At 50.5% G+C, this 22,788-nt stretch carries 20 protein-coding genes; all 20 read right to left on the bottom strand.

The window, feature by feature from the left end; translation table 11 throughout:
• Nucleotides 1-6 precede the first annotated feature (6 nt).
• On the bottom strand, nucleotides 7-705 hold the full coding sequence (gene sigE, locus DW769_RS01985) for an RNA polymerase sporulation sigma factor SigE (RefSeq protein WP_330377007.1): 699 nt from the start codon (nucleotides 703-705) through the stop codon (nucleotides 7-9).
• Between the two features lie 42 nt (nucleotides 706-747).
• Entirely contained in the window at nucleotides 748-1,611 is an 864-nt protein-coding gene (locus DW769_RS01990; RefSeq protein ID WP_158554986.1) for a sigma-E processing peptidase SpoIIGA, read from the bottom strand.
• A 189-nt stretch (nucleotides 1,612-1,800) separates the two neighbouring features.
• Nucleotides 1,801-2,982: a cell division protein FtsZ gene (ftsZ, locus tag DW769_RS01995; RefSeq protein WP_055219889.1), complete on the bottom strand. Its 1,182-nt coding sequence runs from the start codon at nucleotides 2,980-2,982 to the stop codon at nucleotides 1,801-1,803.
• Between the two features lie 185 nt (nucleotides 2,983-3,167).
• A complete protein-coding gene (locus tag DW769_RS02000; protein ID WP_117509639.1) occupies nucleotides 3,168-4,085 on the bottom strand; it encodes a cell division protein FtsQ/DivIB in 918 nt (305 codons plus the stop codon).
• Complete coding sequence (gene murA / locus DW769_RS02005; protein WP_117509640.1) at nucleotides 4,082-5,347, bottom strand: UDP-N-acetylglucosamine 1-carboxyvinyltransferase; 1,266 nt, start codon at nucleotides 5,345-5,347, stop codon at nucleotides 4,082-4,084. Before murA ends, DW769_RS02000 begins: the two co-directional genes overlap by 4 nt.
• 84 nt (nucleotides 5,348-5,431) lie before the next feature.
• On the bottom strand, nucleotides 5,432-6,514 hold the full coding sequence (locus DW769_RS02010; protein WP_117509641.1) for an FtsW/RodA/SpoVE family cell cycle protein: 1,083 nt from the start codon (nucleotides 6,512-6,514) through the stop codon (nucleotides 5,432-5,434).
• Between the two features lie 64 nt (nucleotides 6,515-6,578).
• Nucleotides 6,579-7,946 carry a UDP-N-acetylmuramoyl-L-alanine--D-glutamate ligase gene (gene murD, locus DW769_RS02015; RefSeq protein ID WP_118749894.1) on the bottom strand — a complete coding sequence of 456 codons (1,368 nt, stop codon included), beginning with the start codon at nucleotides 7,944-7,946 and terminating at the stop codon, nucleotides 6,579-6,581.
• 19 nt (nucleotides 7,947-7,965) lie between these two features.
• Entirely contained in the window at nucleotides 7,966-8,922 is a 957-nt protein-coding gene (mraY, locus tag DW769_RS02020) for a phospho-N-acetylmuramoyl-pentapeptide-transferase (protein WP_117509643.1), read from the bottom strand.
• A gap of 240 nt (nucleotides 8,923-9,162) precedes the next feature.
• Nucleotides 9,163-10,896 carry a peptidoglycan D,D-transpeptidase FtsI family protein gene (locus DW769_RS02025; protein WP_117509644.1) on the bottom strand — a complete coding sequence of 578 codons (1,734 nt, stop codon included), beginning with the start codon at nucleotides 10,894-10,896 and terminating at the stop codon, nucleotides 9,163-9,165.
• A gap of 82 nt (nucleotides 10,897-10,978) precedes the next feature.
• The gene (locus DW769_RS02030; protein ID WP_117509645.1) at nucleotides 10,979-13,033 is read right to left on the bottom strand and encodes a peptidoglycan D,D-transpeptidase FtsI family protein; all 2,055 of its coding nucleotides are present in this window, start codon (nucleotides 13,031-13,033) and stop codon (nucleotides 10,979-10,981) included.
• A gap of 74 nt (nucleotides 13,034-13,107) precedes the next feature.
• Nucleotides 13,108-13,617: a hypothetical protein gene (locus DW769_RS02035; protein ID WP_022461068.1), complete on the bottom strand. Its 510-nt coding sequence runs from the start codon at nucleotides 13,615-13,617 to the stop codon at nucleotides 13,108-13,110.
• A gap of 29 nt (nucleotides 13,618-13,646) precedes the next feature.
• Nucleotides 13,647-14,585 (bottom strand): 16S rRNA (cytosine(1402)-N(4))-methyltransferase RsmH, encoded by a 939-nt coding sequence (rsmH, locus tag DW769_RS02040; protein ID WP_055265773.1) that lies wholly within the window; start codon nucleotides 14,583-14,585, stop codon nucleotides 13,647-13,649.
• Between the two features lie 29 nt (nucleotides 14,586-14,614).
• On the bottom strand, nucleotides 14,615-15,046 hold the full coding sequence (gene mraZ / locus DW769_RS02045; protein WP_022461070.1) for a division/cell wall cluster transcriptional repressor MraZ: 432 nt from the start codon (nucleotides 15,044-15,046) through the stop codon (nucleotides 14,615-14,617).
• Nucleotides 15,047-15,370: 324 nt separating this feature from the next.
• Nucleotides 15,371-16,246 (bottom strand): prolipoprotein diacylglyceryl transferase, encoded by an 876-nt coding sequence (gene lgt, locus DW769_RS02050; protein WP_022461071.1) that lies wholly within the window; start codon nucleotides 16,244-16,246, stop codon nucleotides 15,371-15,373.
• A gap of 28 nt (nucleotides 16,247-16,274) precedes the next feature.
• Nucleotides 16,275-17,372, bottom strand: a complete 1,098-nt coding sequence (ychF, locus tag DW769_RS02055) for a redox-regulated ATPase YchF (protein ID WP_022461456.1) — start codon at nucleotides 17,370-17,372, stop codon at nucleotides 16,275-16,277.
• Nucleotides 17,373-17,496: 124 nt separating this feature from the next.
• Nucleotides 17,497-18,150, bottom strand: a complete 654-nt coding sequence (locus DW769_RS02060) for a thiamine diphosphokinase (RefSeq protein ID WP_147326103.1) — start codon at nucleotides 18,148-18,150, stop codon at nucleotides 17,497-17,499.
• Nucleotides 18,151-18,184: 34 nt separating this feature from the next.
• Nucleotides 18,185-18,868 (bottom strand): ribulose-phosphate 3-epimerase, encoded by a 684-nt coding sequence (gene rpe / locus DW769_RS02065; RefSeq protein ID WP_117509647.1) that lies wholly within the window; start codon nucleotides 18,866-18,868, stop codon nucleotides 18,185-18,187.
• A 1-nt stretch (nucleotide 18,869) separates the two neighbouring features.
• On the bottom strand, nucleotides 18,870-19,754 hold the full coding sequence (gene rsgA, locus DW769_RS02070) for a ribosome small subunit-dependent GTPase A (protein ID WP_055219788.1): 885 nt from the start codon (nucleotides 19,752-19,754) through the stop codon (nucleotides 18,870-18,872).
• Between the two features lie 2 nt (nucleotides 19,755-19,756).
• Entirely contained in the window at nucleotides 19,757-22,024 is a 2,268-nt protein-coding gene (gene pknB, locus DW769_RS02075; protein WP_117509648.1) for a Stk1 family PASTA domain-containing Ser/Thr kinase, read from the bottom strand.
• On the bottom strand, nucleotides 22,018-22,761 hold the full coding sequence (locus DW769_RS02080; protein WP_022463152.1) for a Stp1/IreP family PP2C-type Ser/Thr phosphatase: 744 nt from the start codon (nucleotides 22,759-22,761) through the stop codon (nucleotides 22,018-22,020). The genes pknB and DW769_RS02080 overlap by 7 nt, the downstream gene beginning before the upstream one ends.
• Nucleotides 22,762-22,788: the final 27 nt, after the last annotated feature.

Consider the following 22,788-nt stretch of genomic DNA (forward strand, 5'->3'; position numbering starts at 1 on the left):
TATGCTCTATTCATACCGCGCAATCTCTTTCCGCAGCCGTTTCATAATCCGTTTTTCCAGCCGCGAAATATACGACTGTGAAATTCCAAGAAGATCCGCGACTTCTTTCTGCGTTTTCTCCCGCCCCTCTGGCATATTGATGCCAAACCGGAGTTTCACGATCACCTGCTCCCGCTCAGAGAGCTTGCTGATTGCGCTTCCCAGCACGCGGTGTTCCGCCTCCTGCTCGAGCCCCTGATAGATCACATCCTCCTCCGTTCCGAGGATATCCGACAAAAGAAGCTCATTTCCATCCCAGTCTACATTGAGCGGCTCATCGATCGAGACCTCCATCCGTGTCTTGTTATTTCTCCGCAGATACATCAGAATCTCGTTCTCAATGCACCGGGACGCGTACGTGGCAAGCTTGATCTTTTTTTCCGGATTGAACGTGTTAATTGCCTTGATGAGGCCGATGGTTCCAATCGAAATCAGATCCTCCACACCAACTCCTGTATTATCAAATTTCTGTGCAATGTAGACGACGAGACGCAGGTTGTGTTCGATCAGCTCGCTCCTTGCCGTCTCGTTTTCCGGATCGGAAAGCCCCGCAATCGCATCGGCCTCCTCCTGTCCTTCCAAAGGCGCCGGGAGAACATCTGTGCCCCCGATATAAAAAATTTCTCCTGTCTGACGAAATACAGCCGGCACGGACCGCGGCAGCATACGAAGCCGGAATCCGTTTGGCAGTGCAGCCTGCAGCATACTTCATTCCTCCTGTCCTTCCATGAGATCTGGATGCAAAATTATTTCATAGCCCCTGGGAGATGAACTATTTTCTCCGCCAAGCGCAATCAGCGGTCCGCTTATGTGCCTGGCTGTATGTTCTGTCACAAGAATCATTTCCGAGATCCGGATCACCGGCAGAAAGCCCCGGCCTTCCAGTCCGCGAAACGGTATGTAACGGGGCTGCAGCGCAAGAAGCCGTTCCGGCTCCGGCACCGTCTCGTGCCTTGCAAGCGCCGCAATCCCTGTCCGCATTTCGTCCGGGAACAATTCGAGTATCACAGTGTACGGTACGACCGAGACCGGCTTTTTGGTTGTGGCATCCCGCAAAGTATTGCCCGTGTCGTACAGTCCTTTTACTTTTTTCCATTTCCCATTCTGCACAAGCTGTACCGTAACCTGCCTGGCGTGTTCCAGGAGCATCTCCTTTCGGATCTTCAGCAGGAGGAGTGTTCCCGCATATGCGGCACTCCCGGAAAGAAGAAAAAGAAAAATTCCCCTTCCCGGCATCAGCTCCCGGAACAGGCGGTATGCACTGCCGATCAGAAAACCGGACAGTATATAGCCTGCCATTCCCACCACAAGATCCCGTACTGTCGTGATTCTGCAGCCAGATTTCACCATCCCTGTTGTAATTCCGATTCCGACCAGGGCGAGCAGCGCACCCGGCAGATACCGTGCAAACACGGCATACAGCACCGCATAACCGGCGCCGAGCGCGGCTGCCGCAAAACTCCTTCTTCGCGTGGCAGATCGTTTCAGAAGAAAGGAGGAAAGGCGCAGAATAGTATAATTCAGCAGAAGATTCTCTGCAAAGAGAAGATCCAGAAAGATCTCATAGTGCAAAAAAACACCCCCTGCGCCTTTTGCATGGTCTGAATTTCTAACAGACCCTATTATAGACGGAAGGGGGTGAATTTTTTGTCGTTTTCGGAAGAATGACCTTCTTTTTTGATCAACAAACTTCGACACGCCGCAACATTTTCGGTCTGCGGCGTGTCGAGGTAAATTCGTTATTTGCTTATTATTCTTTGCTTATCTGCGGTTTCTTAAGAAATCCGGGATCTGGATGTCCTTTTTCGGAACATTGCTTGTCATGGTCTGCTGAGCCTGTACCTGCGGCTGCACCTGAACCTGTGGCTGCGGCTGTACCGGAGCGGAAGCTTTCGGAGCAGTGTGTACCGGAGCGGCTGCCTGTGCAGAGAAGCTGCTGCTGGAAAATGCGCTCTTTCTTGCATCTGCCGGCTCTTTGCGGGATACGCTTGCCTGTTTCGCCGTTGCATCGTTGAGGCCTGTTGCGATAACGGTGATCTTCGCTGTATCGGTAACAGAATCATCATACATAGCACCGAAGATGATGTTTGCATCCTCTCCAGCCAGATTCTGTACGTAACTTGCAGCATCATTTGCATCCATAAGGGAGATATCTCCGGAAATGTTGATGATAACGTGGCTTGCACCCTCGATGGTGGTCTCAAGCAGCGGACTGGAAACAGCCTGCTGTACAGCCTCGAGCGCTTTGTCGTCGCCCTTTGCCTCGCCGATACCGATGTGGGCGATACCCTTGTCGGTCATAACGGTCTGAACATCTGCGAAGTCGAGGTTGATGAGTGCCGGCAGGTTGATCAGGTCTGTGATGCCCTGTACGGCCTGCTGCAGAACCTCGTCTGCTTTCTTTAATGCCTCCGGCATGGTTGTCCGGCGGTCTACGATTTCAAGAAGTTTGTCGTTCGGGATCACGATCAGGGTATCTACGTTTTCCTCGAGTTTTTCGATTCCCATCAGCGCATTGCTCATACGGGTTCTTGCCTCGAATTTGAACGGTTTTGTTACAACGCCGACAGTCAGAATGCCCATTTCTTTTGCAACGCCTGCTACAACCGGTGCTGCACCTGTTCCGGTTCCGCCGCCCATACCGCAGGTGACGAATACCATATCAGCGCCTTCCATGATCTGTTTGAGCTCTTCGATGCTCTCCTCGGCTGCTTTCTCTCCAACCTCAGGTTTTGCTCCTGCGCCCAGTCCCTTGGTCAGCTTCTCGCCGATCTGGAGAATGGTAGGTGCCTTACAGAGGGTCAGCGCCTGTTTATCGGTGTTGATTCCAACGAATTCAACGCCGCCGATGGATTCCTCCACCATTCTATTTACAGCATTATTTCCTGCACCACCTACACCGATTACGATAATCTTTGCAGATGATTCTGCCTCATTTGTCATGATCTCTAACAATTTCAACTTCCTCCTTTTGATTATGAACTGCTGTCTATCTCAAAATAGTCTGATATTCTGATGGTCATACATAAAGATATAATATAATTTCTTCGGAAAATAATCAACTGTTTTTTTCGTATTTCATAAAAAATTCAGGATTATTGCGTTTTTTTGACGGCTTTCCTTTCCTCTTATACATCTTTCGAGAAGACAAAGCTGCTGTCGCCGTCCTTGTAATCCTCCATATGGAGTTCTCCGGAAAGACCGGAAAGGCTCGGCAGGATTGCTGCTACGCGCGTCATCTTTTCTTCTAACGCCGTATCGGTTCCAAGCAGAATCCGCACGGTATCATAGTAATGCAGAATAATTTCGCTGTTCTCATTAAATTCCACACTGTCCGGCGTGATATTGTATTTCTCCGTCATTCTCGTAAGTGCGAGCATGGTGCGGAAAACTGCCGGTTTTTCAACCGGGAGCTGCTCGTTCACGGTCACATAGTCAAACGTAAGTCCTGTTACAAGCGGAACATCGGAAAGGGTAGGCTGAAAGTCTGTCGTTGTCACACGTGCACTTTTAATCGTATCCGCCGAGAGCGCACCGTCGGACGTACTGCTTTCGGATGCAAGCGGCTCACTCGTAAGGGATCCATCCGCACTCGTTCCATCGGAGGCAGTTCCGTCGGAAGACTCACCCTCCGCAGGTGTTTCCTGCTCCTCGTCCACGCACTCCAGCACGATGCCGTTCTTGTCAAAATAGACCTTCTGGCCTTCGTACTCGACATAACCGACCACTTTTTTCTCATTTACCTGGATGCAGATGGTGTCATAGCTTACAAACGTAAACTCCACGGAGTTCATAAAAGGAATATCGCTCATATCAACCTTCGAATGAAACGTCGTAAGAAGCACCGTGTTTTTCATCCACTTGTCGCCCGCGACCATCTCTTTGATTTCATCTTTTGTATACCGGGTGTTCCCCGCCACCTGGATATTGCGGATTTTGAACACATTAAAAAACAAGGCACCTGCAAGGCCGACGCCAAGCACCACCCCGGTCAGAATCCGTATTTTTCTGTTTTTCTTCTTTTTTCTGTTTTTTTTCTGTCTCATATTTCTTTTTCTACGATAATCTTGGCTCCGAGTTCCCGGAGCGTTTCTGGAAACCGTTCATACCCCCGCTCAATCAGTTCTGTCTGCCGGATTGTGGAAAATCCTTCTGCGGCAAGCGCCGCCGATACGAGTGCCGCGCCGCCCCGAAGATCCTGGGAAACAACTTCTGCACCGTGCAGACGGCTTTTTTCGGCCATCAGCCATTTTCCGTAGATCTGCAGCGTACCGCCCATTTTCTGCAGCTCCTCTGCCGTCCGGAGGCGGTCCTCAAATACATTTTCACAGATACAGCTCTTTCCTTCCAGCGTCATCGCTGCCGCCAGATACAGCGACTGCAGATCCGTCGGAAAACCGGGATATTCCTCTGTCTCCACGTACGGAACAGCATGCTGCACGTTTTTGCTGTCTGCTACCAGTGTACCACTCTTCCTTGTATATTGTCCACCTATTTTCTGATAGAGGGACAGAACCGCCCCCATTTCGTCCAGCGGCGCGCCGGAAAGCGTCAGGTGCCCCCGCGTCGCCGCGCCCATCAGAAGATACGTCCCTGCCGCGATCCGGTCACCCGGAACACGATACCGGCAGCCGGACAGCAGTCTCTTTCCCCGCCTTCCGTAAACGGTAATCTGCTCCGTCCCCTCGCCGGTAATCTCCGCTCCCATGGCCTTAAGAAACCGGCAGAGATGAACCACTTCCGGCTCCCGCGCACAGTGCTCCAGCCTTGTTGCACCTTCCGCTCCGACAGCAAAAAGAACCGCATTTTCCGTCGCCCCGACGCTCTTTTTCGGAAAGCAGAGCACGGCTCCTTTCGGATGATCTGCCTTTGCCCGAATGGTGCCGTCCTCCTCGAAGACCTCGGCTCCCAGAAGCTCCATTGCCCTCTGATGCAGGTCCGTCGGCCGCTTTCCGATCCGGCAGCCGCCGGCCCCTGCAAGGTATGCCTCCCCTGTCCTTGCAAGAAGACTTCCCAGAAACAAAAGAGAGGCGCGCAGTCTCTTCGAAAGCGCTCCCTCCACACGGCTTTTTTCGATCTTTTCACAGTTCAGGTGGAGCGCATTCCTCTCCCACCAGACTGTTCCGCCAAGGCTTCTTACAATCTCCGCCATATCCTCCACATCGGAAATCTTCGGGCAGCCTTCCAGCACGACCTCCTCTTTTGTCAGAACCGCCGCCGCGATCATGGGAAGAACGGCATTTTTGGAACCCTGGACTGTTACCGTTCCGCAAAGCCGCCTTCCGCCGAGAATCTGATATACTCCCACCTGTTCTCTCCCATCCGGCCTCTCTTTTTACGGTATGCATTACACTCCCGTTTTGTTCCCGTTCTGCAGCGCTTTTCCGCCTTTTTAATCGGTGTCCCTCGAGACCGACAGGGCAAGCCCCATCTCGCCGAGCAGAAACAGCACGGAGGTGCCGCCGTAACTGATAAAAGGCAGCGTAATGCCGGTATTCGGAATCGTATTTGTCACAACCGCGATGTTCAGGATCACCTGAAGCGCAATATGCCCCATAATTCCGCCCGCAATCAGTGCTCCGCCAAGATCCCGCGCATGGATCGAAATGACCATCAAGCGCCAGATCAGCACCGCAAACACGGCGATCACCAGGCAGGCGCCGAACAGTCCGCCCTCCTCACAGATAATCGAAAAGATCATATCATTCTGCGCTTCCGGCACAAAGCCAAGCTTCTGCAGGCCTTTTCCAAGCCCGCAGCCAAAGATTCTCCCGCTGCCGATCGCATAGAGTCCCTGAATGGTCTGGAACCCCTTCTCGTACGCCTCCGGGTTGCGCCAGATGGCAAGGCGTTCAAGGCGGTAGCTCTCCATCATTAGAAAAACGGCAATAAACCCGATGCCGGCGCCTCCGATTCCGAGAAACGGCAGGTAGCCCGGATGTGAAATAAAGATCAGAAACGCACAGATTCCGAGCAAAATAATCGCCGTACTTAAGTTATTGCTTCCGACAAGCGCTGCAATCGGCAGGGTGCACAGCACCGCCTTTGTCATAAACCAGAGACTGTCGGACCGGCCTTTCGTGTGCTCCATCACCCAGGGCAGGAAGAGAATCACCGCCATCTTGGCAAATTCCGAGGGCTGGAACGATAAGGGGCCAAGCTTTAACCACCGCTTCGAGCCGTTGTACTCACTTCCGAAAAAGAGCACCGCCGTCGAGAGCGCAAGGGAAGCCGCATAAAACCACGGTGCCAGTGCAAACAGCCGCCGGTAATCTATTTTTGCAACCGCATACATACCGATCACACCGAGCGCACTTGCAAAGAGCTGCTTCTTGAAATAATAAGCCGGGTCATGGAATCTGACCCGGCCGTTATACGCGCTGGCGCTGTACAGAATCACAAGGCCAAGGCCAAGCAGAATCCATACCGTCACCAGCAGCGTCCCATCTATTTTTTTCTCTTTTTCCTTCCGCATCCGCGCCACACCCGCCGTTCGCTCTTTTTCAGCTTATGCGGGATAGTTTCCTGATATGACGTTTTTACAGTGCTCTTACGTACTCCTTAAACAGCTCACCGCGCTGCTCATAGCTCTTAAACTGATCCCAGCTTGCGCAGGCCGGGGAAAGAAGAACCGCATCCCCTGCATTTGCCTTGTCGTGGCAGATCTGTACGGCTTCTTTTAAGTTGTCTGCCATGATAATGTCGTTGAATCCGACGTTTCTTGCCGCTTTTGCGATCTTCTCTTTCGTATCTCCGATCAAAACCAGGAAACGTACCTTTCCATCGAATGCCTGAATCCACTCTTCGTAGGTGGACTGCTTGTCGTAGCCGCCGCCGATCAGCAGAGTCGGGCGGTTCATCGCCTGGATGCCTTTGATGGCCGCATCCGGATTCGTTCCCTTGGAATCGTTGTAATATGCCACGCCGTCCTTCTCGCAGACATACTCGATGCGGTGCTCTACCCCTGCAAACTCCTGAATGACTTTGCGGACAGTTTCCATCGGCACGCCTGCATGAAGTGCCATCGCAGAAGCAACCATGACGTTTTCAAAATTATGTAGGCCGAGCAGTTTTAAGTCGTCGGTTCTGGTCAGAAGCTCCGTCTCGCCGTTCTTTGCAATGCGGATTTCGCCGTCCTGATAATAGATGCCGTCCTTTAACGCACGCAGACTCGAGAAGTACATCACCTGTACTTTCTTCTCTGCCATCAGTTTCTCGCCGAACGGGCGCAGGATTTCGTCCTCATAATTCAGCACACAGAGATCATCCATCGTCTGATTTTCGGTGATACACTCTTTCACGCGGATATACTCTTCCATCGTGTGATGGCGGTTCAGATGATCCTCGGTAATGTTTGTGATCGCACTTGCCGCCGGATGGAACTCTTTGATGGTTTCCAGCTGGAAGCTGCTGATCTCGGCAACCGTTACGGTATCATCTGTCGTGTCGAGTGCCGCGGATGTGTACGGGGTTCCGATGTTTCCGACCACTTTTACTTCCGGCTGATATGCTTTCATGATCTCGCCGAGCAGCGATGTTGTGGTGGTCTTTCCGTTAGTACCGGTAATCGCAAGCACTTTTCCGCGGCTTACCTGATACGCCAGCTCCACTTCACCGATGACCGGGATCTCTTTTTCTTTCATTTTAAGGACAACCGGCAGATCCGTCGGAACACCCGGGCTTAAAACGACAAGATCAAGGCTGTCGAGCATCTCCTCCGGGAGCTCGCCTAAGACAACTTCCACGCTGTCACGGCTCTCTAATTTTTTTAAGATTTCTTCTTTTTCGAGTTTGTCATTTCCATCGTAAAGAACGACAGAAGCACCTTTCTTGTGCAGCAGCTCCTCCGCTGCAATTCCACTCTTTCCGGTTCCGAAAACCAGTACTTTTTTTCCTGTGAAAATCATGTTTGATTACCTCCATATTTTAAAGCCCCATCAATGCGATCAGGCATAGTATCGCTGTGATTGTAGCAAACACCGTCACAATCTGTGTCTCCGACCAGCCCATCAGCTCGAAATGGTGATGGATCGGCGTCATCTTGAAGATCCGTTTTCCCTTCGTCAGTTTGAAGAATGACACCTGCAGGATCACAGAGAGAATCTCCATCATATAAATGAATCCCACAAGCGGCAGAAATAAGGGGAGACGTAAGAAACACGCCATTCCCGAGACGAAACCGCCGAGTGCCAGACTTCCTGTATCGCCCATAAAGACGCGGGCAGGAAATACATTGAATACCAGAAACCCCAGCAGACTCCCGATAACCGCAAGCGGGGACGGGGAAACACCGTTTCCGAGGCCGATCGATGCCACGGAAAAGAAAACAGCATTTAAAATCGTCACACTCGCCGCCAGCCCGTCAAGGCCGTCGGTAAAGTTGACACCGTTGACCGTTCCAAGAATCACAAAGGCGAGAAACGGAATCGTAAAAATCCCTGCGTCCAGCTCTTTGCCTGGAAAGAACGGAATGCGCATCCGGAGGGAAATTCCGGAAAAACGCGCCAAATACCACAGAAAGACTGCTGTAATCACTGCCTGCAGTGCCATTTTCTGCTTCGGGTACAGCCCGTCGCTGCGGTGCAGCACGACTTTCAGATAGTCATCGAGAAAGCCGATCAGGCCAAAACCAAGCGTCAGAAACAGCACCGGAACCACTTCCGCTCCCTCTTTCCGGAAAAGGAGGGAAACTGCGGTAAACGCCGCCAGAAACATCACGCCGCCCATCGTCGGGGTTCCCGCTTTTTTCTGGTGGCTCGGCACACCCTCTTCCCGCTCCTTCTGCCCCGCTTTGACTTTTCGCAGAAACGGGATCAGAACCGGCCCCAGCGCCAGGCTGATGCCAAAGGAAAGAAGAACCGGCAGGATCATTTCTCTTTTCATAGACGCACCTCTTCCTTTTTGTACGGATTGTGTACGGAACAGGCATGTCAAAATATTTTCTCCAGCCTATTCAGTATATAGCTTTTTGTTCTGTTTCGCAACCTTCTTTTATAATCCAAGTTACGGTTCGCTCAGCAGTGAAACACTTGCTGTTTCGCTGCGTAAGAAAGTGATTCAGGTGTGAGCAGCCCTCCTTTTGCGAAGCAAAACTTTAAATGAGGGCTGCGAAGGACACAATTCTCAGGTTTCCTGAGAATTGTGCCCAATACCGAGATACGGAAGTACATTGGAAAAGATATCGCGGATCACCGGCGCGCAGATCGTTCCGCCGTAGTAGACGCCCTGCGGATTGCGGATAATGCAAAGCCCCAGCACCGTCGGATGCTCCGCCGGGGTGAAGCCGAGGAATGAGGAAATATAGCGGTTGGCGCTCCGCGGAAGTGTCTGCGAAGTTGCCGTCTTTCCGCCGATGGAATATCCCTCGATGTACGCATTCTTTCCAGACCCTTCTGAAACGACGCTTTCCAGAATTTCGCGCACCGTCCTGGAAGTTTCTTCCGAAAGAACCCCTTCTTTTTTCGGAAAATTCAGATGCTTTACAACATTTCTTTCTTCATCGAGCACATCCGTTGCGACATGCGGCGTCACCATTTTTCCGCCGTTGACGAGCGCAGAGACCGTCGCCGCCAGGCGGATCGGCGTGATCTGGAAGGACTGGCCGAATGCCATCGTCGCAAGCTCAACCTCTCCGATGTTTTCCTCCTTGTGCATAATCGTCGATGCCTCGCCCGGCAGATCGATCCCCGTCTTTTCCATCAGACCGAAATTCCGGAAGTAATCACAGAACTTTTCCACACCGAGCCGCAGCCCCACTTCAATGAACACCGGGTTGCACGAGTTCTGCGCGCCCTGCACGAAGTTTTCGGCTCCGTGTCCCGTCCGCTTGTGGCAGTGGATCCGGCGGTCCTCCACGATTTTGTAGCCGGGACAGAAAAACGAATCGTTCGGCGACACAACGCCCTCCGAAAGTCCCGCCGACATCGTGATGATCTTAAAGGTAGATCCCGGCTCGTACGTATCGTTGATGCAGGCATTCCGCCACATCTGGTTCAGCAGATCCTGAATTTCTTTTTCCGAAAGTCCCGTTGTATCCTGCTGCAGCGTGAACGGATCGTTGAGGTCGAACTCCGGCACATTGACACAGGCATAGATTTCTCCGTTCTGCGGATTCATAAGAAGAATCGAGACGCTGTCCGCCTGTTTTTCTGCCATCGCCTTTTCCGCCGCCTGCTGGCAGTACGCCTGGATATTGACATCCAGGCTGACCTTTAAGTCCCTTCCCGCCACCGGCTCCTGGCGGCTCTCCCCGATGCCGTTCTGCTCAATCCCGCGCGCATCCGTTGTCGTCAGGATTTTTCCGTTGATTCCTTTTAAAATTTCCTCATATTCCACCTCCAGTCCGATGATGCCCTGATTATCGCCTCCGGTGAAGCCGATAACGCGCGACGCCAGCTTCCCTTTGGGGTAATACCGCTTGAAATCCTCATCCACTTTTACCCCCGCGTATCCGTACGACCGGATGGTATCACCCGTCTTCTTGTCCACATTCGTCTTGACACGCTCGATTGAAGACCGCTTCTCCACGCGTTTCCGCGCCGTCTCCTCCGAAATTCCAAGCTCTTTTACCAGCATCGCGATCACCGCCTCCGGCTCCTCAATCTGGCTGTGGATCACGGAAATCGTACAGACCGTGCGGTTTGCCGCGAGAACTTCCCCGTTTGCATCAAGAATCCGGCCGCGCGCCGCCTTGATCCCGCGCTCCCGCTCGTGCAGATCATCCGCCTTCTCGGAATAATAGACGGACCGGAACACACACAGATACACCAGCCGCCCGGCAAGTCCGACCATCATTCCCATGCAGAGTACCCACAGAAGAACCGTCTTTTTCCGGTGATACGTTTTGTTTTTACGCATAGAATACCCCATAGCCGAATCCATTATGATAACACTATATGGAAACTGCTATGGGGTTATGTCTTTTGTTTTTTATGTTTTTTTACTCTTCATTGATGAGATCCAGCTCGGCGTTTGTCAGACCGCCGTTCTCGATATTACTGTTTTCAGCACTGTTTTCCGTATCGTCTTCCTGCACCGGTGCCGCTACGTTTGGATCATCCGTTCCGGTCTCGGAGCCTTCGCCCGTCACACCGTCCGTATCATCCGGGAATACGTTCAAATACGGCAGCAGTTCTGTGTAGATCTCTTTTACGATCTCCTGTGCCAGCACACTGTTCGCCTGATTTTCTACATCCGGCTCGTCCACAATCGCGTAAACAACAGCTTTCGGGTTTTCTACCGGTGCAAATCCGATAAAGGAAACGAGATATTTTCCATTGCCTCGCGGATACTTCTGTGCAGTACCTGTTTTTCCTCCCATCGTGTAACTGGCAACCTTTGCACTCTGGCCGCTTCCATCGGTCACGACTCCCTGGAGGAAACTTCTCATTTTATCGCTGATTTCCGCGGAAACCGTCTGACGCACCAGATTCGGCTCATTGCTCTCAACAACAGCTCCTGTGCTGTCCGTGATCGTCTTCATCACATGCGGCTGGTAATAATTGCCTCCGTTGATCAGAGAGGAAAACGCAGCTGCCTGCTGTACCATCGTCACGGTATAGCCCTGTCCGAATGTACTCGTTGCAAGCTCGGTCGGTCCCATAGTATCCTCCGTGTGAACCAGGCCGTACGCCTCACCCGGCAGGTCAATTCCTGTCAGACTGCCGAAACCGAAAATATCCTGATAGCGGAGAAATTCCGCTGCTCCCATCTTCTGTCCGATCTGCATCATACCAGCGTTGCAGGAGTTTTTCAGTACATCGGCCGGTGTCTGTACGCCATGTGTTCCCGGATAAGCTCCGCAGCGGATCATCTGCCCTGCAATCGTCTCAAACCCCTCACAGTCAAACAGGGTATCATCATCGATTACATCGAGGGAATATGCCGCCGCCACGTTCATCGGTTTTGCCGTGGAACCTGGCTCATATGCATCGGAAATACAGTAGTTTTTCCAGATGGCACTCAAAGCCTCCATTGTCTCGTTATCGTTCATCGCATCAATTTCTTCCTGCGAATAGAACGGTGTCAGATCTCTTGGATTGTTCAGGTCATACCAGTCGGAAGAATCCATACCAAGAATCTCTCCATTGTTCGGATCCATCACGACAACGCCGATATTCTTTGCCGCTTTTGTCTGACGGTTCGTCTCAGTGTCCGATTCGTCCGCGCCGTTCTGGACATGAATCCGCTCATTGTAATTCTCGATCGCCGTGCGGATGATCTTCTGAATATTTACATCAATCGTCGTAACCACGTTTTTGCCCGGCTGCGCCTCGATGATCGTCTGTTCCATATCCGCATCTTCGTTGTAATAGCCGAACTGGCGGCCATTCACGCCATTTAAGATACTGGAATAATACCCTTCGATTCCCCAGTCTGCCGTGTCTCCTGAATACGTAAAGCCGATCAGATCGCAGGCAAGTGAATTTAACGGATACGTTCTGTGGTAGGATTCCTCGAACCAGACGCCGCGGATGTTGGCACGGTATGCTTTTTCCGCCTGCTCGTTCTCATCGAGCTCCTTGTTCTTTTTGTCCGCGTACTCGTCCACATAGGCCTCAAACGCTTTTTTCGCGTCCATCGAGACCTCTCTGGCGAGAACCTGGTACTGGCTTTCTTTTGTCGTTTCGCCGGTCAGACGATCCCGGATATCCGTCTCGTCGAGTCCGAAGTATTCAACCAGTGCTGCTACGGTCGGATCGACGTACGGATGGGTATCGTTCTTTTCTTCATCTTTTACCGTCGTATTGGCAAGTTTACAGTCGAGAATAACGTTGTAAACCTTCTCACTCGTTGCCAGAATCGTTCCGTTCCGGTCGGTAATACTTCCCCGCTGGAATGGAATTGTCCTGCTGTCGTAGGACTGCTGCGTCTGGCTTAAAACCTGTCTTTCGTATTTTTCTCCCTTTGTGGCATTCACATACGTAATGTCAATCGCTAAAGCAACAAAAACCAGCATCACTCCCAAAAAGAGTGCTACCAGTTTTCTGCTCATACGCCCACTTGTCTTCCGTCTCCGGAATGCCCCGCTTCGTTTTTTATTTTTTTTCTGTTTACTCACGTTTTCACCTATTTCGCATCCGGAACATCCTGATACTGTCTCACATAGCTGTTTTCTGAATCATCGAAATAAATTACCTGGGACTCATCTGCATATTTCATGCCGAGCCGGTTCTGTGCTGCTTCTTTGACTGCCTCAAGATCTTCGGAGGCAACCGTTGTATTGTAATAGGCGTCATTGTCCGCCTTCAGATCGCTCAATTCTTTTTCTTTGCTGGTAATGTCTTCCGCCTGCGTGGTAACCACGGTCTGCAACTTGACATACGCAACACACGCCGCGATACACAGTGTGCAGACAATGGCAAGAAAAACAGCGTAGCCCGCGCTGATCTGTGTCGCCCGTGCCCGGTTTCTTCTTGTCTGGCTGCTCACACCCGATTTCAGAGGCCGTGCTTCTTTTGGTGCTTCCTGCGGCTGTGCTGCAAGACGCCGTACCGCACTTCCGTCCTCAAACGTATCTGGCGTATAACGTTTCGTTCTATCTGTCGAATTTACCCTTCCATCTGCCCGTCTGGCCATAACTTCTCTGTCTCCTTCGTGCCGAGCCGTCACACTTTTCGTTCAAAGACGCGCAGTTTTGCGCTCTTGGAACGGGGATTTGTTTCCATTTCCTCTTCTCCCGGCAAGATCGGTTTCCGAGTTACTACGGTTCCCTTGGACTTCTTTCCGCATACACAGACCGGAAATTCCGGCGGACACGTACATGGATGCTCGTTTTTTCTGAAAATGTTTTTTACGATACGGTCTTCCAGAGAATGAAAGGTGATGACACAAAGTCTTCCACCGTCATTTAAGAGATCAATCATGCCGTCCAGTGACTCCGACAGAACGGTAAGTTCCTGGTTCACTTCGATACGGATTGCCTGAAAGGTTCTCTTGGCCGGATGGCCGCCCGTCGCCCTTATTTTTGCCGGAATCGAGCGCTTGATGATTTCGATTAACTCCCCAGTTGTTCGAATCGGCGCCTGCTGCCGGCTTACGCATATATTGTGTGCAATTTTTCTTGCAAAACGCTCTTCTCCATATTCATGGAGAATACGCGAAAGATTCTCTTCACTGTAATCGTTCACGACTTCGTACGCGGAAAGAGCATTTCTCTGATCCATCCGCATATCCAGCGGAACATCCTCACGGTATGTGAATCCACGCTCTGCATTATCCAGCTGATAGGATGAAACTCCAAGATCCAGCAGGATTCCGTCTACCCCGGTGACTCCGATTTCGGCAAGACGCGGAACCATATCGCAATAATTGCTGCGGATAATCGTGACCTGGTTCTGAAATGGTTCCAGGCGTTTACCCGCAGCAGCTATCGCAGCTTCGTCCTGATCTATGCCTATTAATCTCCCCGTGGCAGATAAGCGCTCACATATATGACTGGAATGTCCAGCGCCTCCCAACGTCCCGTCCACGTAGATTCCGTCCGGTTTTATCTTAAGGTTTTCAATGGTTTCCTTCAGTAATACTGATGTATGCGAAAATTCCATGGTCATCTCCTGTATCCCAACGAAACAGATCAGATCACAATGCCCATCTCTTCCATTGATTCGGCGATGGCATCCATATCATCATAATTGCTGTTTTCGTTCCATTTTTCCTTGCTCCAGATTTCAATCCGGTTGATATTTCCGGTAAGGACTACATCTTTTTCCAGACCAGCAAATTCCCGCAGCGTTGCCGGTACGAGAATCCTCCCCTGCTTGTCCAGTTCACATGACGTAGCACCTGCTACAAAGAAACGGGAAAAAGTTCTGGCGTTTTTGTTTGTAAGTGGTAAGGCTCTCAGCTTCTCTTCAAAGGCAGCCCATTCGTCGTTTGGGTAAATGGAAAGGCATCCGTCCAATCCCTTCGTCAGTACAAACTCTTCTCCCAGCTGTTCTCTGAACTTGGACGGTATGATCAATCTTCCCTTCGCGTCAATCGTATGACTGTACTCTCCCATGAACATAATGAAAACCCTCTTATCACCTGAAATGGCGGTCTCCCCACGCACCACTTCATGTATCGCGCCGCAGCCGGACTGCCACATCCGCTCCACAACGCACCACTTTTCACCACTTTCTACCACTTATATTTTTATTCTATATCAACTCAGGGAAAATAGCAAGGTCTTTTTTCTATTTCATTTTTAAGATTTTCCCCAAAATGCAACATTTTTATGCGCATTTTCCGCCTTTTTTATACCAATTTTGTATCAAAAAAAGAGAAAACCTTTTTTGCCAGTTTTCCCCTTTTCTGTATTTTTATTCTGTTTTTTTCACTGGTTTTATCCTTAAGAATGGGCTGTCTCCCCACCGGATGATAATTTTTTTCGTTTCCATACCACCAAGATGGTACATCCCACCACAAGGCACCCCGAAAGGAGCTGGGAAACCGGAAGTCCCACCACCGGAAGCAGAAGCTGGTCGGTGCGGAGTCCCTCGATCCAGATTCTTCCAAGGCCATATCCTATCAGATACATCAGGAACACTTCGCCGTTAAATTTTTTTCTTTTCCGAAACCAGAAAAGAAAAAGCAGGACACCCACATTCCATAAACTTTCATATAAAAAGGTGGGATGCACCTGAATATACTCGACGCCGTTTACCGTCACCACATGATCCCACATTTTCTGTGTGATTTCATTGGCACGGACCGCGGAAACCGGAAGCTGCATCGCAAACAGGTTGTTAGTGTAGTCACCGAATGCCTCACGGTTAAAGAAGTTTCCCCACCGTCCCATAATCTGACCGAACACGATGCTCATGCTCGCGGTATCCATCAGAAGGCTGAAGTTCTGTTTCTTCTTTCTGCTGTAAATCACCACCGCAATGCAGGCACCGATGATACCGCCGTAGATGGCAAGTCCGCCCTGGCGGATGTTGAAAATACTCAAAAGATCATCCTTATAATAGTCCCAGGCAAATATAACGTAGTAAATCCGCGCCCCGAGAATACCGGCTGCGATGCCGATCATCGCAAGATCGAGGTACTGCTCCGGGTTCTGCCCCGTCCGCTTTGCCTCTCTTTGGGCAATCCAGATCGCAATCATCATACCGGTTACGATCACGATGCCGTAATAGGCAATGGAAAATCCGAAAATACTGATGTTTTTTCCCACATGGTCGAGATAGATCCCGAGATTGGGAAAATTAATTTCCATATCCATAACTTATATTCTCTCTTATTATTACTTATCAAACGTTGAAACGGAACAGGATGACATCGCCGTCGCGGACAATGTAATCTTTTCCTTCCATACGCACAAGGCCTTTCTCTCTTGCTCCTGCGTAGGAACCGCAGTCGAGCAGATCCTGATAATTGACAACCTCGGCTTTGATGAATCCGCGCTCGAAATCGGTGTGGATTTTTCCGGCTGCCTGCGGTGCTTTTGTTCCGACTTTGATGGTCCATGCACGGGTCTCATCCTCTCCTGCTGTAAGGAAGCTCATGAGGCCGAGCAGACGGTAGCTTGCTGCGATCAGTTTTTCCAGGCCGGACTCGGTAAGACCAAGATCCTCGAGGAACATTTTTTTCTCATCCTCTTCGAGTTCGGAGATTTCTGCCTCGATCTCGGCGCAGATAACGAATACTTCGCTGTTGTGCTCTTTTGCATATTCGCGGACGGACTGTACATAGGAGTTGTTTGCGCCGTCGTCAGCGAGATCATCCTCTGCTACGTTTGCTGCGTAGATGACCGGTTTGCTGGTCAGCAGGTTGTACTCTGCGATCCATTTCTCCTCGTCCTCGTTCTGCAGCTCCATCAGGATGGCATCTTTTCCGTCCTCGAGCAGTTTTTTCAGACGCTCCTGGAATTCGAGCTCTTTTGCTGCCTCTTTGTCCATTCTTGCAGATTTTGCAGTTTTGGAAATACGGCGCTCGAGTACCTCAAGGTCGGCGAAGATCAGCTCAAGGTCGATGGTCTCGATATCACGGAGCGGATCAATGCTGCCGTCTACGTGGATAACGTTCGGATCCTCGAAGCATCTGACAACGTGAACGATAGCGTCTACCTCACGGATATTGGCAAGGAACTGGTTTCCAAGTCCCTCTCCTTTGGATGCACCTTTTACAAGACCTGCGATGTCAACGAACTCGATGACAGCCGGTGTTACTTTCTTGGACTGATAGAAATCTCCGAGCTGCTGCAGACGCTTGTCCGGAACCGGCACGATGCCGACATTCGGGTCAATGGTACAGAACGGATAGTTTGCGCTCTCTGCTCCTGCTTTGGTCAGGGAATTGAAAAGTGTACTTTTTCCGACGTTCGGAAGGCCCACGATACCTAATTTCATAGTAATCTATATCTCCTTTGTTTTTATTTTTCGCTTCTTTTTCTGTTCGGGTTCTTTTTATGCACAAAAAGAGCCCAATGCAACTATAAATTATAGCACACGGGCTCTTTGATTTCAATGGATTTTAATCTCTTGACTGTACCATCAGAAGAATGCCGCCCTCGTACGATACATGCGCGGTCTCCTCGACGATCTCATTGCTCACGCACAGACCACCCGAAGTATTCGGCAGATAGTGATGGTCGAGCGGGTAGGCGAAGCCCTCCAGGGTGATGGATGCGACTTCCTTTTCCAGCGGGAAGAACGAAACGTACTTTCCGAACTGATCTTCTTTCCGGATTTCAAACGAAGTTTCCACCGGAATCGTAATCAGATTGCGGCTGTCCACGATGTAAGCCGGAATTTTCTTCTCCCATGCCGTTTTCAGGTTCTGCACAATACTTAAGAAATGGTCGAGTCTTCCTCCTGTTGCTCCGAGGATCGTGATTTCACTGCTTCCCAGAACAATCGCCTGCTGAAATGCGATGTCCGTGTCCGTATTGTCCTTCATGGGATTAAATTCCCGGATCGGTGCGACATGGTTCTCCTTGTAATAATTTAAAATCTCCGGAGATAAACTGTCAAAATCTCCCAGAATATACGTCGGCATAATCTGGTAATGGTAGCAGAACTCCAGTCCCCGGTCTGCTGCCAGGATAATATCAAACTGCTGTTTCTGAAGATATGGGAAGGCAAAATCCGGTTCGATCATCCCTCCCGAAATAATACATGTTCTCACGTTTCCCTGCCTCTTTTTTCTGTCTTTTTGTATCTTATTCTGCCTTTTTGCTGTATAAAGAAATTTTTTCCTGCAGCTCGCGCACGTTCTGCTCGATGTTGCTGCCAAATACAGCAGAGCCTGCCACGATGATGTTGGCACCTGCCGCAAGGACTTCATCGATGGTCGCGCGGTTGATGCCGCCATCGACCTGAATGTGCACATGCTCCAGTCCCTTTTCATCCAGCATTCTGCGGAGCGTACGGATCCTCTCCGTCGACTCCGGGATATACTTCTGGCCGCCGAAGCCAGGATAAACGCTCATAATCAGAATCATTTCTACCTGATCCATCACGTCCGTAACCGCAGAAAGCGGCGTATCCGGATTTACGGCAACTCCGGCATCTGCGCCTGTTTCATGAATCTTTTTCACGGTTTCTGCCAGATCGCGGCATGCCTCCGCGTGAACCGTGATCATATCCGCCCCGCAGCTTTGAAATTCTTCTACGTACCGCTCCGGGTCCTTTACCATCATATGAACATCAAAATACAGACTGCTTTCTTTTCGGATCGACTTTACCACCGGCATTCCAAACGAAATGGATGGTACAAACATTCCATCCATAATATCGATATGAAGCCACCGGCACTCTGCTTTCTCTACCCTTTGGATCTGTTCTCCGAGACGGTTGAAGTCTGCGGATAAAATAGAAGGTGCCAACTGATATACTCGGCTCATGCTAGTATCTCCTCTTTTCCTGTTCTTTCAGTTCTTCATAGAACATGGTATAGTTTTCAAATCTTTCTTTGCTGATATTTCCCTGTTCCAGTGCCTCTTTGACGGCACAGCCCGGCTCTTTTCCGTGGATGCAGCCGAGGAAACGGCATTTTCCTTCGTACGGATGAAATTCCGGGAAAAAGTTTTTCAGCTCCTCTTTTTCCATATCGGTTGTATAAAGCGAGCTGAACCCCGGCGTATCGCACAGATACGTCTCATGGTCGATCGGGATCATCTGGGAATGGCGCGTCGTGTGTTTTCCTTTTTTCAGCTTTTTGCTGATCTCTCCGGTCTCCATCTGGATTTCTTTCTGCATCCGGTTTGTGATCGAAGATTTTCCGACGCCGGACGGACCGGCTACCACCGTTGTTTTCCCTTTCAGGTATGCTTCCACTTCCTGCATGCCCTGCTCTTTCGCTGCACTCACCGTAAAGACACGGTAACCGCAGTTCTCATAGACGCTTCGCAGATGGTCTGTGTAATCTTCCCCCGCAAGATCTCTTTTATTGAAACAGATTGCCGTCGGAACGTTCTGCTGTTCCATCATCACAAGAAAACGGTCCAGAAGCGTCAGGTTCGGGGTCGGATTTTCCAGCGCAAAAATCACAAGCGCCTGATCGATATTGGCCACTGCCGGACGGATCAGTTCATTTTTTCGCGGCAGAATCCGGGTCATATTTCCTGTTTTTTCCGCTTCATCCAGAATCTCGATTTCCACAAGATCTCCGACGAGCGGTTTCTGGCCTTCCTTTCGGAAAATTCCTTTTGCTTTGCACTCATAAATGCCGGATTCTTCTACGTCTACGTAGTAGAATCCGGCAATTCCTTTCATAATCTTTCCTGTCATACTCACCCTTCACTCAACGGAACCGATGGGTACTGTGCAATTGCCTGATAACTTCCGCTCGAATCCATCTCATAGAAGACGATTCTTCCGGTAGAAGAAGCAGACGATGAAGCACTCCAGTTGGTGTTGACAGAATACGGCCAGCTCGTAATGGCCTGTCCGTCCATGATGGTGATGGAGGTTTCGTTTCCGTTTCCATCATCCTGGATCAGCTCAATTTTTGCAATACCACCCTGATACTGATCCGGCGCACTTAAGGTCTGGCTGCAGGACCAGGTAACATCCGTAGCGGTATTTGCGCCCGGCTCGGCCGGTGTCGGGGTCGGTGTATTCTCATCCGGCGTCGTTGGCTGTGCACTTGGGCTGTTGACATAAATCGTAACGTCCGAACCTTTCTTCACTTTGGTTCCGATTGCCGGGTCAACCTCCATGACTTCACCCTCGGCCACCTTGCTGCTGGTTCCTGTTTTTACAATAATATTGAAATCGCTCAGGATTGATTTTGCAGTTTCCTCATCCAGACCAATTACATCACGGATTGCAATTTCTTCCGCGTCCTTTGATCCCTTGCTGACAACGAGGGTAACGGTGGATTCCGGTGCAACCTGGCTTCCTTCGGCCGGATCAACGGAAATTACGTATCCTTCGGCAACGGTATCGCTGAAATCCTCTGTGGTAGAAACCTGAAGTCCAAGCTGGGTCAGAGCAGCGCTTGCAGCGTCTTTCTGTGTTCCCACAATGCCGGTCGGAATCGTTACGGTTTCTTTTCCGGAGCTTACATAATACGTAATCGTTGCATTTTTATCGACTTTCGTTCCCGGTTTCAGATCCTGGCGGCAGATCTTTCCTGCCTCAATGACATCCGATGCCTCGGTTCCGCCGTTGACCACACCAAGTTTCAGGCTGTTTGCCAGTGTGGTTGCATCTGCCTCGGTTTTATTGGTCAGATCCGGAACGGTTACTTTTTCCTCTTCTTTGCTGCTGGAAGAAACAACTTCCGTGCTGCTCGAAGATGATGCGGAACTGGAAGAGGCTGCGGTCGGTCCTTTTCCGCCGACAATGCCGGCTGCCTGTGCAATAAAGTAGATCAGCATGCAGATGATGATGGCTGCAATCGCAAAACCGCCGATTGTGATGATCTTTTCGAGTTTGTTTCCGGCTTTGTCATCGTCGTCGTCATCGTCGTAGTAGGAATCGTCGTCATCCTCATCGTAGGAATCGCGGTCATCCTCTTCTTCGTCCTCATCCTCGTCTTCTTCGTCCTCGTAGCTGTAATCTTCGTCCTCTTCCTCATCCTCGATCTTGCTGTAGCGCTTGCGGGCCGGCTCCTCTGCCGTCTGCGCATTTGCCTTTGCTGCTGCGCCGGAACGGATCTGGCTTAACTCCTCTGCGGATACCATAACAGTCTCGGCGTGAGAGCTTAACGGAGTTACTTTTACGAAATTGCCCTGCGGCTCCATCAGCGAATGCTTCAAGTCGTCGATCAGCTCCGCCATGTTATTGTAACGGCGGTCCGGGCTCTTCTGGGTACATTTTAAGATAATCTGCTCCAGTGCGAACGGAAGGTTCGGGGTATATTTGGATGGAGATTCAATCTCCTCCTGCAGATGCTTGATTGCGATGGCAACGGTGGTGTCGCCGTCAAACGGCACTCTTCCGGTTACCATCTCGTACATGGTGATACCAAGGGAATAGATATCACTCTTATAGTCCGAATATCCGCCGCGCACCTGCTCCGGAGAGCTGTAATGTACGCTTCCCATAACGTTCGAACTGATCGTATTGGAAGAAGTTGCCTTTGCAATACCAAAGTCGGAAAGTTTTACTTTTCCGTCTGTGGAAATGATGATGTTCTGCGGTTTGACATCGCGGTGTACAATATTGCGGTTGTGTGCTGCTTCAAGACCAAGGGAAACCTGAATGGCGATGCTGGTTGCCTCTTTTACGCTCAGTTTTCCTTTGCGGTCAATGTAATCCTTCAGAGTAATTCCCTCGACAAGCTCCATGACGATATAGTAAACGCCGCGGTCCTCCCCGACATCGTACACGTTTACAATATTCGGATGGGACAGTCCTGCTGCGGCCTGTGCCTCCGTGCGGAACTTGCGGATAAAGGTTTTATCCTCCCGGAATTCCGGTTTTAAAACCTTGACGGCCACCATGCGGTTCAGCTTGTGGTCTTTTGCTTTGTAGACATCAGCCATACCGCCGGAACCGATCCGGCTTATGATCTCATATCGTTCTCCTAAAATAACGCCCTCTTTTAACATTCTTTCACCTCGTTTGTAAATGGTTCAACGACAATGACTGCGATATTGTCTCTGCCGCCATTTGCATTTGCTTTATCAATTAAACGTTTCGCCTTGTCCTCACCGTCTTCTCGGCAGATGAGTTCGAAAATCTCCTCATCCGTTACCATGTTGGAAAGGCCGTCCGAGCACATCACCAATTGATTGCCCTCTTCAAGCTGAATGTCAAAGAAATCAATCTTTACGGTATCCTGTGTGCCTACTGCTCTGGTAATAATGTTTTTGTCCGGGTGATTCCGCGCCTGCTCGGGAGTGAGTTCTCCAAGGCGCACCATCTCTGCGATCAGGGAATGGTCCTGCGTCACCTGGTCAAACGTGCCATCTGCTGCCAGATACAGCCTGCTGTCTCCTACGTTTGCAACGTAGGCATAGTTGCCGACAACCGTAGCTACTACCATCGTCGTACCCATGCCTTCCATGGATATATCTCGTTTTGCCTGCTCAAAAATCTGGCTGTTTGCTGCTTCAATTCCATGCCGAATGATCCGCACCGGGTTGAAATTCGTATCCCTTTTTACAGATTCCACCAGTACAGAAACACCGTAACGCGAAGCAAAATCGCCCGCGTTATGGCCTCCCATGCCGTCTGCAACGACAAAGAGGTTCGGAAGGTTTCCGACCGGAGAGGCGGAGGCAAACACAAAATCCTGGTTCATCGTCCGTTTCTGTCCGATATCGGTTGCAGAAAATACCTTCATGCTTTTTCTCCTGTATTGACAGCCGCT

The sequence above is a fragment of the Blautia sp. AM29-29 genome, from assembly GCF_003480555.1.
GTDB lineage: Bacteria > Bacillota > Clostridia > Lachnospirales > Lachnospiraceae > Fusicatenibacter > Fusicatenibacter saccharivorans.